This window comes from Nonomuraea rubra (assembly GCF_014207985.1).
Lineage (GTDB): Bacteria > Actinomycetota > Actinomycetes > Streptosporangiales > Streptosporangiaceae > Nonomuraea > Nonomuraea rubra.
Genome location: NZ_JACHMI010000001.1, coordinates 6,114,380 through 6,127,824, shown reverse-complemented (window position 1 = coordinate 6,127,824; position 13,445 = coordinate 6,114,380). Strand labels below are relative to the sequence as shown.

Below are 13,445 nucleotides of genomic sequence, written 5' to 3'. Positions count from 1 at the left end.
ACCGCCGTGCGCCGTCCTCGGCATGCCCTCACGATCGATCGGATTCCGCGTGCTCACCGACACCCGGGTGGCGCTGCCCGCGCAGCGCCGCCTCGCCGTACTCGCCGACCACCGCGTCTTCGCCGCGCTGCTGGCCCTGGCCGCCGTGCTGCGGGTGGTGACGATGCTCGGCTACCGCCCCGTCACGCTCTACTGGTACGACTCCTTCACCTACCTCGACACCGCCGTGCACCCTGCCCCGTCGGCGACCTTCCACCCGATCGGCTACCCGCTGCTGCTGCGGGCGCTGCTGCCGTTCCACAGCGTGGAGCTGGTCGCGGCCGTCCAGCACGCCCTCGGCCTGGGCACCGGCCTGTTGCTCTACGCGGTGCTGCGGCGCAGGTCGGCGCCCGGCTGGGTGGCGGCGTCGGCGGCGGCGCCGCTGCTCTTCGACGCCTCCTTCCTGCGGCTGGAGCACGGCGTGCTGTCCGATACGCAGTTCATCTTCCTGGTCGTGGCCGGGCTGGCCGTGCTGATGTGGTCGCCGGCGTTGTCCGTGCGGGCCGCCGCCGGGGCGGGCCTGCTGTTCGCGGCTGCGGCGCTGACCAGGACGATCGCGCTGCCGCTGCTCCTGCTCGTGGTGCTCGCGCTGGCCGTGCGGCGGGTGGGGTGGCGGCGCCTGGCCGCGCTGGTGCTGGCCGGCACGCTGCCCCTGGCCGGCTACGCCGCCTGGTACGCCCAGCACCACGGCCGGTTCGCCATCAGCGGCGCCGACGGCGTCGCCCTGTGGGCGCGCACGATGACGTTCGCCGACTGCGCCCGCATCCAGCCCCCGCCCGACCTGGCCCGCCTGTGCCCCAACGGGACGAAGGTGGACGCGGCCTCGGAGTACGTGTGGGCCCCCGGAGCCTCGCTCAACCTGCTGCCAGGCGACCGCTTCACCCACAACGACCTGGCCCGCTCGTTCGCGATCGACGCGATCCTCGCCCAGCCCCTGGACTACCTGGGCCACGTCGTACGCGACACGGCCATCGCCTTCTCCTGGACCCCGATCCCGCACCCCGACCGCACCACCCCGGCGTTCGGCTTCAGGAGCGGGCACTGGGAGCTGCCCGATCAGCCCCTGATCGACAAGGTCAAGCGCGAGTACGACCCGGACATCCGCGGCCTGTCGTCGGTCTCCCCGTACGCGGACTTCCTCATCGCCTACCAGTACGCCGCCTACCTGCGCGGCCCGTTCCTGGGAGTGATCCTCCTGCTGGGCGCGGTCGCCACGGTACGGCGGCCCCGCGTGGCGCTGCTGCCGTGGGCGGTGGCGATGGGCCTGCTGATCGGCCCGGTCGCGGTCCTGGACTTCGACCACCGGTACGTCTTGCCCGTCATCCCGGTCGCGTGCCTGGCCGCCGGCCTCGCCCATCCCAGATGTGGGATACGATCCCAAATGTGAGAAACCTGGAGGCCGTGGACGCCCGGCTCGCCGACCGCCTGGCCGAGCTGCGGGTCGAGCGGGGCTGGCCGCTGGAGGAGCTGGCGCACCGGTCCGGCATCAGCCGATCGACGCTGTCGAGGCTGGAGCGCGGCGAGATCAGCCCCACGGCGGCCCTGCTCGGCAAGCTGTGCGAGGTGTACGGGCGGACGATGTCCCGGCTGCTGGCCGAGGTGGAGGACGAGCCGCCGCAGGTCCTGACGGCCGCGGCGCAGCCGGTGTGGCGGGACGAGGAGTCGGGGTTCGTGCGCCGCTCGGTCTCCCCGCCCCATCCGGGGCTGCGCGGCGAGGTCGTGGAGTCGACGCTGCGGCCGGGGGCCGACATCGCCTACGACGCGCCGCCCGTACCGGGGCTGGAGCAGCACATTTGGGTCCTGGAGGGGGCGGTGGAGATCACCGCCAACGGCCGCACGCATCTCGTGGAGGCGGGCGACTGCCTGCGCTTCCGCCTGTGGGGCGGCTCCCGCTTCCGCTGCCAGGGCCCCGGCCCGTCCCGTTACGCGATCTTCGTCGTCCTGCCCTGATCATGAGAAGGGGTCACATGCGCACCATCGCACGCCTGTCCGCCGGGGAGTTCGAGCACTGCGTCAAGGAGCTGGCCGAGCTGCTGGCCGACGCCGTGGACGACGGCGCCTCGCTGGGGTTCGTCGAGCCGTTCGGCCATGAGGCGGCGGCCGCGTGGTGGCGGGCGCAGGCCCCGGCGGTGGCCGCGGGCAGCCAGCTCGTGTGGGTCTGCCGCCTGGGCGGCGTCCTGGCCGGCACCGTCAGCCTGATCCCGGCCGCCAAGGCCAACGCCCGCCACCGCGCCGAGATCGTCAAGCTCATGGTCCACCGCGACGCCCGCGGCCAGGGCCTGTCACGCGCCCTGCTGGCCACGGCCGAGCAGGCCGCCCTGGACTCCGGAGCCACCCTGCTCCTGCTCGACACCGAGACCGGCAGCACCGCCGAGCACGTCTACCTGTCCGGCGGCTGGACCCGCTACGGCATCGTCCCCGACTACGCCGCCTCCCCTGACGGCACCCTGCGCGACTGCAGCTTCTTCTACAAGCGCCTGACACCGTCCGGCTAGCCGCCGATCAGGACGCCGCAGATCAGGACAGGGACCGGGTCAGCGCGTCGAGGTCGGCCAGCCGCCGGGCCGGCGCGAGCCGCGCGGCCGTGGCGACGAGCAGCAGCTCGGTGACCGCGATCTCGTGCGCGAGCGGCGCGATCGGCCCGCTCGCCTCGCGCGGCAGGCTGATCAGCACCTCCGCGTGCGCGGCGAGCGGCGACCCCCAGGCGTCGGTGAGCAGCACCAGGCGCGCCCCCCGCTCGTGCGCGGCGCGCACGAAGCGGGCGGTGTCGGGGGAGTAGCGGCGGAAGTCGTAGGCCACGACCACGTCGGACGGCCCCAGGTCCAGCACCGTACGTGCCCGCGCCGGCACCGGGCCGGGCACCCGGTACGCGCCCTGGCGCAGGCTGGCGAGCTGGCGGATCAGGTACTCGGCCGCCAGCTCGCTCAGCGGGCCGCCCAGCGCCCACACGCTGCGCGCCTCGGCCAGCAGCCCGGCCACCTGGTGGCAGAGCTGTTCGGGCACGGCACTCAGGGTGCCGTCGAGCCCGGCCCGCAGCTCCTCCGCGGCCTGCCCCAGCCCCGCGGGCCCCGAGACGTGCTCCAGGAGCTGGGAGCGATCCCGCGCCCCGTCGCGCACGGCCGCCTGGAACGCGGCGAACCCCTCGAACCCCAGCCGGTCGAACAGCCGCGAGGCCGTCGGCGGGCTCACCCCCGCCCGCTCGGCCAGGCCGCGCAGCGAGCCCAGCGCCGCGAACGGATAATCGTCGAGCAGCACGCGCACGACGGCCCGCTCCCCGGGCGGCAGCTCGGGATAGACGGTGCCGAGCCGGGCCGCGATCGGATCGTTCTCCACAATGACAAATGTTACACCATCCTCCATTTGACGAAATGTACGAAACGAGTGTTACGGTGCGGCCATGACTACCTGGCACGGCCTGATCGACAGCCCCTATCGGCGCTGGCTGCCGGTCACCGCCGACACCCCGTCCATCTCGCTCAACGAGGGCAACACCCCGCTGCTGCGCTCGGAGCACCTGTCCGGGCTCACCGGCTGCGACGTCTGGCTCAAGGTCGAGGGCGCGAACCCGACCGGCTCGTTCAAGGACCGTGGCATGACGGTGGCGATCAGCCGGGCCGCCGAAGCCGGCGCCGAGGTCGTCATCTGCGCCTCCACCGGCAACACCAGCGCCTCGGCCGCCGCCTACGCCGCCCGCGCCGGGCTGACCGCGGCCGTGCTGGTGCCCAGGAGCGGCGTCGCGCTGGGCAAGCTGAGCCAGGCCGTACGCTACGGCGCCGAGATCGTCGAGATCGACGGCACCTTCGACGACTGCCTGCGCGTGGCCCGCGAGCTGGCCGCCCACCACCCGATCGCGCTGGTCAACTCGGTGGGCAACGAGCTGCGCCTGGCCGGGCAGCGCACCGTGGCGTACGAGATCGCCGACGCCCTCGGCGACGCGCCCGACGTGCACTGCCTGCCGGTGGGCAACGGCGGCAACATCACCGCCACCTGGGGCGGCTACCGCAACTACCGCGAGGCCGGGCTGACGTCCGGGCTGCCGCGCCTGTGGGGGTTCCAGGCGGCCGGCGCGGCCCCGCTCGTACGCGGCGAGCCCGTCGCCGAGCCGCGCACGGCGGCCACCGCGATCAACATCGGCCACCCGGCCACCTGGGACGGCGCCCTGGCGGCCCGCGACGAGTCAGGCGGGCTGATCGCCGCGGTGACCGACGAGCAGATCTTCGAGGCGTACCGGCTGGTGGCCCGCCGTGACGGCGTCTTCGCCGAGCCGGCCTCGGCGGCCGGGGTGGCGGGCCTGCTCGACCTGCACGCCAGGGGCGAGCTGGAGCCGGGCCTGCGCATCGTGATCACCCTCAGCGGCAACGGGCTGAAGGACCTCGACGCCTCCCTGCGTGACGGCTACACCTCGACCGAAACCTCGGCCGCCACCGCGGACGTGGCCCGCGCCCTGCGCCTGGCCGCCTGAAACAACCAACAGTAACCACAAGGTAACGTTATGTGACTCAGGTCACGGGCACGAATGTCGCGACAAAGCCGACGAGGCGGCCGATAAGGCCATTTGCCCGCCCCTCCATCGGCCTACTGCGCCTGGCCGGCGAACTCCCCTTCCGCGAGAGGAACGCCACCGTGCCCGCACTTCTCCCTGCCCTGCGCCGCGCGAGCGCCGCCGCCCTGCTGCTCACCGCCGGGGCGGCGGCCCCCGCGTACGCGCCCGACAGCGCTCCCTGCGAGCGCCACCTGAAGCCGGCCCACACCTACCACGCCCACCGCCAGACCTTCACCACCGACGACGCCGGACGCCCCGCCGAGGCCCTGGCCAGGAAGCTCGTCGACAGGTCCGCCCCGCGCACCGCGTGCCAGAGCACGGTGGGCGAGTGGGGCGGGCGCGGCGACTGGAACGGCGGCCACCTCATCGCCGCCTCCTTCGACGGCGTCGGCCTGCGCTACAACCTCGTCCCCATGCGGGGCAGGCAGATCAACCAGGGCCTGATGAAACGCGTCGAGGACGGCGCCCGCGCCTGCCTGGAGGGCGACGGCGCCGTCACCGACTACCGGGTCCGCCTGCGTTACCCCGGCCGCACGGCCCTCGTGCCCGACCAGATCCGGATCTCCCTGTCGGCCTCCAGGACGCTGGAGTTCGCCCTGCCGAACCGCGAGCTCACCGCCAAGGAGCTGCGAACCCGGCAGGAGGAGATCGCCAAGGCGTTCCAGGAGTTCTGTGGGAACGGTATCGGTCGCCAGCAGATGATCCGCCGCAATGTTGTGGGATCCCTCCATGCCCGTCCGTGACCGTCGTGGTGTGGGATCGACTGCATGAAGAGACAGCGCGGGTTCGCGATGCAGACCCTGGCGAGGGTGGCCGTGTTCGCGGCACTCATCGCCGTACTCGGCGTGCCCGGCACGCTGAACGTCTTCGGTGCGGCCGTTCCCATCACGCTGCAGACGATGGGCGTGATGCTGGCGGGGGTGATCCTGGGCTCGTGGCGGGCCGCGCTGGCCGTCCTGGTGCTGCTCGTGCTGATCGCCGCCGGGCTGCCGCTGGCGGCCGGCGGGCGGGGCGGGCTCGGGTTGTTCACCGGGCCGTCGGCAGGGTTCCTGATCGGCTGGCTTCCGGGGGCCGCGGTGACCGGGTGGCTGGTGGAGCGGGCGGGCCGCAGCCCGAGCACCCTGCGGTTGTTCCTGGCCTGCTTGGTAGGTTGCGTCGGCGTGATCTATCTGTTCGGGATTCCCGTCTGGGCGCTCGTCAGCGGGATGACGCTCGGCGCGGCGGCGTGGAGCACCCTCCTCTTCCTGCCCGGCGACCTGATCAAGGCCGGGCTGACCGCGGTCGTGGCCAGGGGCACGCAGCGCGCCTACCCCGACGCGGTGCCCGCCGTGCACCGCGAACGCGTGCGCTCGGACGGGGGGCGTTGACCCTTCGATGCCCGTAGCCCGTGACGTCCTGTCGCACGCCGCCGGGCGCCCGTCTCGGCTCGCCGTGTGCGGCCCCGAGGGCGAGCTCACCTACGCCCAGCTCGCCGGCAAGATCGACGGCGCCGCCCGTCACCTGCGCGGCCGGGGCATCGGCCCCGGCGCCCTGGTCGGCGTCGCCCTGGCCGACCCCGTGGAGCTGATCACCGCCGTGCTGGCGGCCGACCTGGCCGGGGCCACTCCGCTGGTGGGCGACCACGCCTGGGACCGCGAGCGGTGGGACCAGGTCACCGGCGAGCACCTCGCCGCCCGCCTCGACACGCCGCTCCCGTACGTGCCGGGCCCGCCCGTACGCACCGAGGCCGGCCCGGACGACCTGGCCTGGGCGTGCTTCAGCTCCGGCAGCACCGGCCGCCCCCGCGCCATCGTGCGCACCCGCGCCTCGTGGACCGGCTCCTACCCGCATCTCGGCGATCTGACCGGGATCGGCCCCGACGACGTCGTGCTGGTGCCGGGCCCGCTCGTCTCCTCCCTGTACGCCTTCGCCGCCCTGCACGCCCTGGCCACCGGCGCGACGGCCGTCCTGCCCGGCAGGTGGCCGGGCCGCTCCCTGGCCGGCCACCTGGCGCGGGCGAGCGTCGTGCACGTGGTGCCGCACCGGCTGCCCGACGTGCTCCGGCAGCCCGGCTCGCTCCGCATGGCCGTGGTCGGCGGCGCGGCGCTCGCCCCTGGCTCGCGGGCGGACGCCGCCGCGGCCGGCGTGCGCGTCGTGTCGTACTACGGGGCCACCGAGCTGTCGTTCGTGGCCGTGGACACCGACGGGGGCGGGCTGCGGCCCTTTCCCGGCGTGCGGATCGAGGTGCGCACCGGCGCCCACGGGCCGCTCGGCGAGGTGTGGGCCCGCTCGCCCTGGCTGGCGGAGGGCTACCTGGCCGGCGCGGCCGGGCCGCTGCGCCGCGACGATGACGGCTGGGTGACCGTCGGCGACCTCGCCGAGCCGTACCGGGAAGGGCAGCCGCTGCGGCTGCGCGGGCGCGGCGACGGCGCGATCCAGACCGGCGGCGCCACCGTCGTGCCCGAGGACGTCGAGGAGGTGCTCAGGAACGTGCCGGGCGTGCACGACATCGTGGTGGTCGGCCTGCCGCACCCGTCCCTGGGCTCGGTGGTGACGGCCGTCGTCGAGGCCGGGCGGGCGGCCACGCCGCAGCGCGCCCTGCTGGAGGCCACGGCCAGGGGCGGGCTGGACGCGGCGCAGCGGCCCCGCCGCTGGTTCGTGGTGCCGAGCCTGCCGCGCAACCCGACGGGCAAGCCCGCCCGGGCGCTGGTCGCGGCCCGGCTGGCCGGCGGCGACCCCGAGATCCGGCGGCTGGCCTGACATGGACGACACCCCTGTGGTGGTGGCGGCCCGGCGCACGCCCATCGGCACCGCCGGCCACGCCTACAAGGAGCTGACCGTCGACCGGCTGGCCGCCCCCGTGATCGCCGCCGTCGCCGCCGACGTGCCCGGGCGGCGGGCCGGCGACGTGGTGCTGGGCAACTGCATGGGCCCCGGCGGGAACGTGGCCAGGGTGTCGGCGCTGGCCGCCGGGCTGGGGCACGAGGTGCCCGGGCTGACGGTGGACCGGCAGTGCGGCAGCGGGCTGGCCGCGATCCTGGTGGCCGGGCAGGCGGTCCGCGCGGGGGAGGCGGACCTGGTGATCGCCGGCGGGGCGGAGAGCGCCTCGACGGCGCCGCTGCGCACGTTCAGGGGGGCGGCGGAGCCGTACGAGCGGGCGCCGTTCACCCCGGACGGCCATCCCGACCCCGACATGGGTCCGGCCGCGGAGGCGCTCGCGGCGGCGTACGGCATCGGCCGCGACCGCCAGGACGCCTACGCCTGCCGCAGCCACGCCCGCGCCCTGGCGGCCAGGCAGGCGGGGCGCTTCGAGCAGGAGATCGTCCCCGTCGGCGGCCGCCACGACGACCAGCGCCCGCGCCCGCTGCGGGAGGCGTCCCTGGCCCGCCTGCCTGCGGCGTTCGTCGCGGGAGGTACAGTGACGGCCGGTAATTCCTCCCCGGTCAGCGACGGCGCGGCGGCCGTGGCCATCGTGCCGGAGCAGCTGCGCGCGGGCCTGCCGGGGATGAGGCTGGTGGCCGGGGCCGTCGTCGGATGCGATCCCGGGCTGCCCGGATGGGGGCCGGTGCCGGCGATCCGCCGGGTGCTGGCGCGTACGGGGGTGGACATGGAGCGGGTCGCGGCGGTGGAGATCGTGGAGGCGTTCGCGGCGCAGGTGCTGGCCGTGACCGACGCGCTCGGGCTCGACCCGCTGGGCGGCGACGACGGCCGCGTCTGCCCCGACGGCGGGGCACTAGCGCTGGGCCATCCGTGGGGCGCCACCGGGGCCGTGGTGGTGACGAGGCTGTTCAGCAGGCTCGTGCGGGCCGCCGCGCCGCCGGGGACGCTGGGCCTGGCGGCCGCCGCGGTCGGCGGCGGGCTCGGCGTGGCCGCGCTGTTCGAGGTGGTGTGATGGCGATCGAGTTCGCCGACGTGCAGGTGCGGCTCGGGCAGCGCGACGTGCTGCGCGGCGTCACCGCCTGCCTGGCGGAGCGGCGCGTCGGCGTGGTCGGCGCCAACGGCTCCGGCAAGAGCACCCTGGCCCGCCTGGTCAACGGCCTGGCGCTGCCCACCTCGGGCAGCGTCACCGTGCTCGGCCTGGACACCCGCCGCCACGCCGCCAGGATCAGGCGCGGCGTCGGCTTCCTGTTCACCGACCCCGACGCGCAGATCGTGATGCCCACGGTGGCCGAGGACGTGGCGTTCTCGCTGCGCCGCAAGGGCCTGGCGCGCGAGGAGGTCGATCGGCGCGTGGCCGAGGTCCTTTCCCGCTACGGCCTGGCCGATCACGCCGACCATCCCGCCCACCACCTGTCCGGCGGCCAGAAGCAGCTCCTGGCACTGTGCTCGATCATGGTGCTGGAGCCGGAGATCCTGGTCATGGACGAGCCGACCACGCTGCTGGACCTGCGCCACTCCCGCCAGGTCGCCGGCCTGGTGCGCGACCTGCCCCAGCAGGTGCTGGTGATCACTCACGACCTGCCGCTGCTGGACGGCTTCGACCGGGTGCTGGTGCTCGACGAGGGCCGCGTCGTCGCCGACGGCACCCCGCAGGAGGCCATCGGCCACTACAGGAAGCTCATGGCGTGAACGGCCTGACGGGCGCCTACGTCCCCGGCTCGTCCGTCCTGCACCGCCTGCCCGCCGGCGCCAAGCTGGCCGTTCTCGCCGCCGCCTGCACCGCTCTGGTGCTGCTGCGCTCGCCGGCGGCCCTGGCCGTGGCGGGAGTGCTGGTCGCGGCCCTGTACGCGCTGTCGCGGGTGGGTGTGGCGGCGGCGTGGGCGCAGGTGCGGCCGGTGCGCTGGTTCGCGGTGGCGCTGTTCGGGATGCAGCTCGTCTTCGCCGACCTGGACGGGGCGGTCTCGACGACGCTGCGGGTGGTGCTGGCGGTGGCGCTGGCCGGGCTGGTCACGCTCACCACCCGCACCGCGGCCATGATGCGCACGCTGGAGCGGTGCCTGTCGCCGGCCAGGTTCGTGGGGCTGGACCCGTTCCGGCTGTCGTTGCTGCTGTCGCTGACCGTGCGCAGCGTGCCGGTGGTGGCCTCGCTGGCCGGCCGGGTGCGGGAGGCGCAGCGGGCCAGGGGCGTCGAGCGCAGCCTGCGGGCGTTCGCGGTGCCGCTGGTGGTCAGCTCGCTGCGGCACGCCGACGCGCTGGGCGAGGCGCTGAGCGCGCGCGGCCTCGACGACTAACCCCTTAATGCCAGCCTTGACTTATATAAGCTTGAGCTGAAACACTTCAGGTCGTGCACGCATTCGACGTCCTCGGCGATCCGGTCCGCCGCCGGATCCTGGAGCTGCTCGCAGGCGGTGAGCGCAGCTCCGGAGAGGTCACCGCCGTCATCCAGCAAGAGTTCGGCATCTCCCAGCCGGCGGTCTCCCAGCACCTGCGGGTGCTGCGGGACAACGGGTTCGCCAGCGTACGGGCCGAAGGCACCCGGCGGTTGTACGCCGTCGAGCCCGGGCCGCTGCAGGAGGTCGACCTCTGGCTGGAACGCTTCCGGGGTTTCTGGGATCAGCGCCTGGACGCGCTGGCCACGGAGCTGGCCCGGGGCAAGCGCGAACGCCGTCTGAACACCGAGAAAGAGGACACCCCATGAAGATGATCGACCACCTCACGCGGACCCATCGCGAGCTGACCGACGGCACCCGCAAGACCGTGGTGCTGCGCCGTCACTACGACGCCGAGGTGGAGGACGTCTGGCAGGCCTGCACCGACGCCGACCGGCTCAGCCGCTGGTTCCTGCCCATCAGCGGAGACCTCCGGCTGGGCGGCAAGTACCAGCTCGAGGGCAACGCGGGCGGGGAGATCCTGCGCTGCGAGCCGCCGAGCCTGCTCAAGGTCTCCTGGCTGTTCGGCCCCGACCCCGGCTTCTCCGAGGTCGAGGTGCGCCTGGCCGCCAAGGACGGCGGCACGCTGTTCGAGCTGACCCACACGGCCGAGCCGCCGGAGGAGTTCTGGGCGCAGTACGGCCCCGGCGCCGTCGGCGTGGGCTGGGACCTGGCCCTGCTCGGCCTGGGCCTGCACCTGTCGGGCGGCGAGAAGGTCGAGGAGGCCACCTTCCACCTCACCGACGAGGGCCGTGCCTACATCACCGGCAGCGCCGCGTCGTGGGGCGAGGCCTACCGGGCGGCGGGCGCCCCTGACGACGTGGCCGCCGCCATGGTCGCCGCGCTCACCGCGTTCTACGCCCCCGAGGAGGGCTCCTGATGAAGGTCACCACGTTCCTGATGTTCCAGAACCGCGACGCCGAGGAGGCGATGAACTTCTACGTGTCGCTGTTCGACGACGGCAAGGTGCTCGCGGTCGAGCGCTACGGCCCCGGCGAGCCCGGCCCCGAGGGCACCGTCAAGCACGCCCTCTTCACGCTGGCGGGCCGCGAGTACATGTGCATCGACAGCGTGCCCAAGCACGACTTCACCTTCACGCCGTCGATGTCGCTGTTCGTCGAGTGCGACAGCGAGGAGCAGATCCAGCGCCTGTACGACGCGCTGGGCGAGGGCAGGCAGGCGCTGATGCCGCTGGACTCGTACGGGTTCGGCACGAAGTTCGGCTGGGTCAACGACCGCTTCGGCGTCTCCTGGCAGCTCAACCTGCCCTGAAGCCCGTCCTGGCAGCTCGGCCTGCCCTGAAGCCCCCCGTCAGGCCAGGGCCTGGCCGCCGTCCACCGTGACCACCGTCCCGGTCATGATGTTGTTGGCCATGAGGAACAGCGCCGCCGAGGCCGCCTCCTCCGCCGTGGCGAAACGTCCCAGCGGCGTGCCCTGCCCGGCCGCGGCCACGGCCGTGTCGTCGGCCAGGCCCAGCGCGCCACGGGCCAGGGGGGTGTCCACGACCCCGAACCTGATGGCGTTGACCCGCAGCCTGCGCGGCGCCAGCTCCACCGCCAGCGCGCGGGTGAGCCCCTCGATGGCGCCGATGCTCGCGATGGCCGCGGAGGCGCCGGGGATCGGGCGGGTCAGGTAGTGGCCGGAGCTGAAGGTGATCGAGCCGCCGGCGGGCAGGCGGCGGGCGGCGGCCCTGGCGGTGGCGTACGCGCCCCAGATCCGGCCTTCCACGGCCTCGCGCACCTGGTCGCGCGGGGTGTCCAGCAGCGCTCCCGTGCTGAGCGCGCCCGCCGTCACCAGGACGTGGTCGACCGGGGCCGCCTGGTCGAGCGCCTGCTCCAGGACGTCCTCCGCCGTACCGTCGCCGGCGACGCCCGTCACGGAGGCACCGGGCGTCGTACGGAGCCGGTCCACCGCGGCCGCCAGGCGGGCGGGGTCGCGGGCCAGGAGGGCTACGCGGGCGCCCACGGAGGTCAGCAGGGCGCCGGCGGCCAGGCCGATGCCGGAGCTGCCGCCGACGATCAGCACCGTGCGGCCCTCCAGGGCGGAGGGCAGCGGGGAGGTGACGGGCATCGGGGCAAGGGTGGTCGTGGACATGAAGGCAACTCCTCGATCAAGGAAATAAACCATCTGGTTGGTTTAAGTGGTGGGACCACCATGGCGCATGGTCGGCGAATAAGTCAACTGGATGGTTTAATCTGTGGCATGACGTACGACTCGGAGGCCACCCGGCAGCGGATCTTCCAGGCCGCGACGGCGGAGTTCGCCGAGCACGGGCTGGCCGGCGGCAGGATCGACCGCATCGCCGCCGCCGCCCGCGCCAACAAGCAGGCCATCTACCTGTACTTCGGCGGCAAGGAGAAGCTGTTCGGGGCGGTGGTGCGGGCCAAACTGGACGAGATCTGCCACACGGTGACCCTCGACCCGCGCATCCTGCCCGAGGCGGTGGGGCAGCTCTACGACTGGTACCACGAGCATCCCGAGCTGATCCGTCTGCTGCTGTGGGAGTCGCTGGAGGCCGGCGGCCAGGTCGAGGGCGAGGAGGAGCGCAAGGAGTCCTACCGCGGCCACGTGGACGGCCTGCTGGACGCCGGCCTGCCGGACAGGGCGACGGCACAGGACTGGCTGTTCACCGTCCTGGGCCTGGTGGCGTGGAACTTCGCGGTGCCCCAGGTGCGCGGCCTCATCCTGGACGAGTCCGACCCCGGACGGGCCGTCGCGCGCCGCCGCGAGGTCGTCGTGGAACTGGCCGGGGTACTGGCCGAGCGCATGGCCGAGGCGAGGTCCAGCACCTGAGCCCGGCCGGACACCCGGCGCCCTCTGCGGCTATCGTGGTGAGTGAATGCTTACCAACCACGACCGAGGGGCGAACCCGCATGAAGATCACCGTCTTCGGAGCCACCGGCGGCACCGGTCTGGAGCTCCTGCGTCAGGGCCTGGAGCAGGGCCACGACCTGACGGCCGTCGTCCGCGACGCCGGCCGCCTCCCGGCCGGCCTGCGCGAGCGGCTCGACGTCGCCGAGGCCGACATCATGAACCCTGCCGCCATCGCCCCCGCGATCAAGGGCCGCGACGCCGTGCTGAGCGCGATGGGCTCGCGCGAGCGCGGCCCCACCACCGTCCAGGCCGGCAGCATCACCGCCATCACCGCCGCCATGCGCCAGGAGGGCGCCCGCCGCCTGCTCATGGTCAGCGCCGCCGGACTGGAGGCCGACGCCGGCGACGGCCCGTTCACCCGGTACGTGCTCAAGCCGCTCGTCATCCAGCGGCTGTTCCGCCACTCCTACGCCGACCTGGCCAACGCCGAACGCCTGCTGCGGGCCACCACCGACCTGGACTGGACGATCGTCCGCCCCGCCCGCCTGACCGACGACGGCCGCACGAACGCCTATCGCACGGCCTACGACCTCAGCATCCGGGGCGGCTTCAAGACCACCCGCGCCGACGTGGCGGACTGCATGCTGCGGCTGGTCGGCGACCGCGCCTCGATCGGCCACGTCATCTCGGTGGCCTCCTGACGGTCGCGGGCGTCGTGGCGACCGGCCGCGCAGGCCGCGCTGCCATGCGAGGAGCACGGA

The 13,445-nt window shown here is 74.1% G+C and carries 17 protein-coding genes; 15 read left to right on the top strand and 2 right to left on the bottom strand.

The window, feature by feature from the left end; all coding sequences use genetic code 11:
* Nucleotides 1-22 precede the first annotated feature (22 nt).
* Genes HD593_RS27845 through HD593_RS27835 form a run of 3 tightly spaced genes read left to right on the top strand, consistent with a single transcriptional unit; the run spans nt 23 to nt 2,534 of the window.
* A complete protein-coding gene (locus HD593_RS27845) occupies nt 23-1,426 on the top strand; it encodes a hypothetical protein (RefSeq protein WP_246546751.1) in 1,404 nt (467 codons plus the stop codon).
* On the top strand, nt 1,423-1,989 hold the full coding sequence (locus tag HD593_RS27840; protein WP_312903764.1) for a helix-turn-helix domain-containing protein: 567 nt from the start codon (nt 1,423-1,425) through the stop codon (nt 1,987-1,989). Before HD593_RS27845 ends, HD593_RS27840 begins: the two co-directional genes overlap by 4 nt.
* A 17-nt stretch (nt 1,990-2,006) precedes the next feature.
* A complete protein-coding gene (locus HD593_RS27835; RefSeq protein WP_185105012.1) occupies nt 2,007-2,534 on the top strand; it encodes a GNAT family N-acetyltransferase in 528 nt (175 codons plus the stop codon).
* Between the two features lie 22 nt (nt 2,535-2,556).
* On the opposite strand, the gene HD593_RS27830 is transcribed toward HD593_RS27835, so the two are convergent.
* Nucleotides 2,557-3,372, bottom strand: a complete 816-nt coding sequence (locus HD593_RS27830) for a MurR/RpiR family transcriptional regulator (protein ID WP_185105011.1) — start codon at nt 3,370-3,372, stop codon at nt 2,557-2,559.
* A gap of 64 nt (nt 3,373-3,436) precedes the next feature.
* Here HD593_RS27830 and thrC point away from each other — a divergent pair, with 64 nt between their 5' ends.
* The 10 genes from thrC to HD593_RS27780 all read left to right on the top strand — a co-directional run bounded on the left by thrC (nt 3,437) and on the right by HD593_RS27780 (nt 11,142).
* Nucleotides 3,437-4,501, top strand: coding sequence for a threonine synthase (gene thrC, locus HD593_RS27825; RefSeq protein ID WP_185105010.1), 1,065 nt, complete (start codon nt 3,437-3,439; stop codon nt 4,499-4,501).
* A 161-nt stretch (nt 4,502-4,662) separates the two neighbouring features.
* Complete coding sequence (locus HD593_RS27820) at nt 4,663-5,325, top strand: DNA/RNA non-specific endonuclease (protein ID WP_185105009.1); 663 nt, start codon at nt 4,663-4,665, stop codon at nt 5,323-5,325.
* Between the two features lie 24 nt (nt 5,326-5,349).
* Nucleotides 5,350-5,949: a biotin transporter BioY gene (locus HD593_RS27815; RefSeq protein WP_185105008.1), complete on the top strand. Its 600-nt coding sequence runs from the start codon at nt 5,350-5,352 to the stop codon at nt 5,947-5,949.
* Between the two features lie 7 nt (nt 5,950-5,956).
* Nucleotides 5,957-7,321: a class I adenylate-forming enzyme family protein gene (locus tag HD593_RS27810; RefSeq protein WP_185105007.1), complete on the top strand. Its 1,365-nt coding sequence runs from the start codon at nt 5,957-5,959 to the stop codon at nt 7,319-7,321.
* 1 nt (nt 7,322) lies between these two features.
* Nucleotides 7,323-8,453: a thiolase family protein gene (locus tag HD593_RS27805; protein WP_185105006.1), complete on the top strand. Its 1,131-nt coding sequence runs from the start codon at nt 7,323-7,325 to the stop codon at nt 8,451-8,453.
* Nucleotides 8,453-9,130, top strand: a complete 678-nt coding sequence (locus HD593_RS27800) for an energy-coupling factor ABC transporter ATP-binding protein (RefSeq protein WP_185105005.1) — start codon at nt 8,453-8,455, stop codon at nt 9,128-9,130. Before HD593_RS27805 ends, HD593_RS27800 begins: the two co-directional genes overlap by 1 nt.
* Nucleotides 9,127-9,732, top strand: a complete 606-nt coding sequence (locus HD593_RS27795; RefSeq protein WP_185105004.1) for an energy-coupling factor transporter transmembrane component T family protein — start codon at nt 9,127-9,129, stop codon at nt 9,730-9,732. Before HD593_RS27800 ends, HD593_RS27795 begins: the two co-directional genes overlap by 4 nt.
* Nucleotides 9,733-9,785: 53 nt before the next feature.
* Nucleotides 9,786-10,139: an ArsR/SmtB family transcription factor gene (locus HD593_RS27790; protein WP_185105003.1), complete on the top strand. Its 354-nt coding sequence runs from the start codon at nt 9,786-9,788 to the stop codon at nt 10,137-10,139.
* Nucleotides 10,136-10,750 (top strand): SRPBCC family protein, encoded by a 615-nt coding sequence (locus tag HD593_RS27785; protein ID WP_246546749.1) that lies wholly within the window; start codon nt 10,136-10,138, stop codon nt 10,748-10,750. Before HD593_RS27790 ends, HD593_RS27785 begins: the two co-directional genes overlap by 4 nt.
* Nucleotides 10,750-11,142 (top strand): VOC family protein, encoded by a 393-nt coding sequence (locus HD593_RS27780; protein ID WP_185105002.1) that lies wholly within the window; start codon nt 10,750-10,752, stop codon nt 11,140-11,142. The genes HD593_RS27785 and HD593_RS27780 overlap by 1 nt, the downstream gene beginning before the upstream one ends.
* A gap of 39 nt (nt 11,143-11,181) precedes the next feature.
* On the opposite strand, the gene HD593_RS27775 is transcribed toward HD593_RS27780, so the two are convergent.
* Nucleotides 11,182-11,964 carry an SDR family oxidoreductase gene (locus HD593_RS27775; protein ID WP_185105001.1) on the bottom strand — a complete coding sequence of 261 codons (783 nt, stop codon included), beginning with the start codon at nt 11,962-11,964 and terminating at the stop codon, nt 11,182-11,184.
* Between the two features lie 108 nt (nt 11,965-12,072).
* Here HD593_RS27775 and HD593_RS27770 point away from each other — a divergent pair, with 108 nt between their 5' ends.
* Nucleotides 12,073-12,663: a TetR/AcrR family transcriptional regulator gene (locus HD593_RS27770; RefSeq protein WP_185105000.1), complete on the top strand. Its 591-nt coding sequence runs from the start codon at nt 12,073-12,075 to the stop codon at nt 12,661-12,663.
* Nucleotides 12,664-12,743: 80 nt separating this feature from the next.
* Nucleotides 12,744-13,385 carry an NAD(P)-dependent oxidoreductase gene (locus tag HD593_RS27765; RefSeq protein WP_185104999.1) on the top strand — a complete coding sequence of 214 codons (642 nt, stop codon included), beginning with the start codon at nt 12,744-12,746 and terminating at the stop codon, nt 13,383-13,385.
* Nucleotides 13,386-13,445 lie beyond the last annotated feature (60 nt).

Excerpts from the sequence above, each read along its gene's own strand:
- HD593_RS27845 (WP_246546751.1), top strand. The coding sequence starts at position 23 with ATGCCCTCACGATCGATCGGATTCCGCGTGCTCACCGACACCCGGGTG.
- HD593_RS27835 (WP_185105012.1), top strand. The coding sequence starts at position 2,007 with ATGCGCACCATCGCACGCCTGTCCGCCGGGGAGTTCGAGCACTGCGTC.
- thrC (WP_185105010.1), top strand. The coding sequence starts at position 3,437 with ATGACTACCTGGCACGGCCTGATCGACAGCCCCTATCGGCGCTGGCTG.
- HD593_RS27815 (WP_185105008.1), top strand. The coding sequence starts at position 5,350 with ATGAAGAGACAGCGCGGGTTCGCGATGCAGACCCTGGCGAGGGTGGCC.
- HD593_RS27810 (WP_185105007.1), top strand. The coding sequence starts at position 5,957 with ATGCCCGTAGCCCGTGACGTCCTGTCGCACGCCGCCGGGCGCCCGTCT.
- HD593_RS27805 (WP_185105006.1), top strand. The coding sequence starts at position 7,323 with ATGGACGACACCCCTGTGGTGGTGGCGGCCCGGCGCACGCCCATCGGC.
- HD593_RS27800 (WP_185105005.1), top strand. The coding sequence starts at position 8,453 with ATGGCGATCGAGTTCGCCGACGTGCAGGTGCGGCTCGGGCAGCGCGAC.
- HD593_RS27785 (WP_246546749.1), top strand. The coding sequence starts at position 10,136 with ATGAAGATGATCGACCACCTCACGCGGACCCATCGCGAGCTGACCGAC.
- HD593_RS27780 (WP_185105002.1), top strand. The coding sequence starts at position 10,750 with ATGAAGGTCACCACGTTCCTGATGTTCCAGAACCGCGACGCCGAGGAG.
- HD593_RS27775 (WP_185105001.1), bottom strand. The coding sequence starts at position 11,964 with ATGTCCACGACCACCCTTGCCCCGATGCCCGTCACCTCCCCGCTGCCC.
- HD593_RS27770 (WP_185105000.1), top strand. The coding sequence starts at position 12,073 with ATGACGTACGACTCGGAGGCCACCCGGCAGCGGATCTTCCAGGCCGCG.
- HD593_RS27765 (WP_185104999.1), top strand. The coding sequence starts at position 12,744 with ATGAAGATCACCGTCTTCGGAGCCACCGGCGGCACCGGTCTGGAGCTC.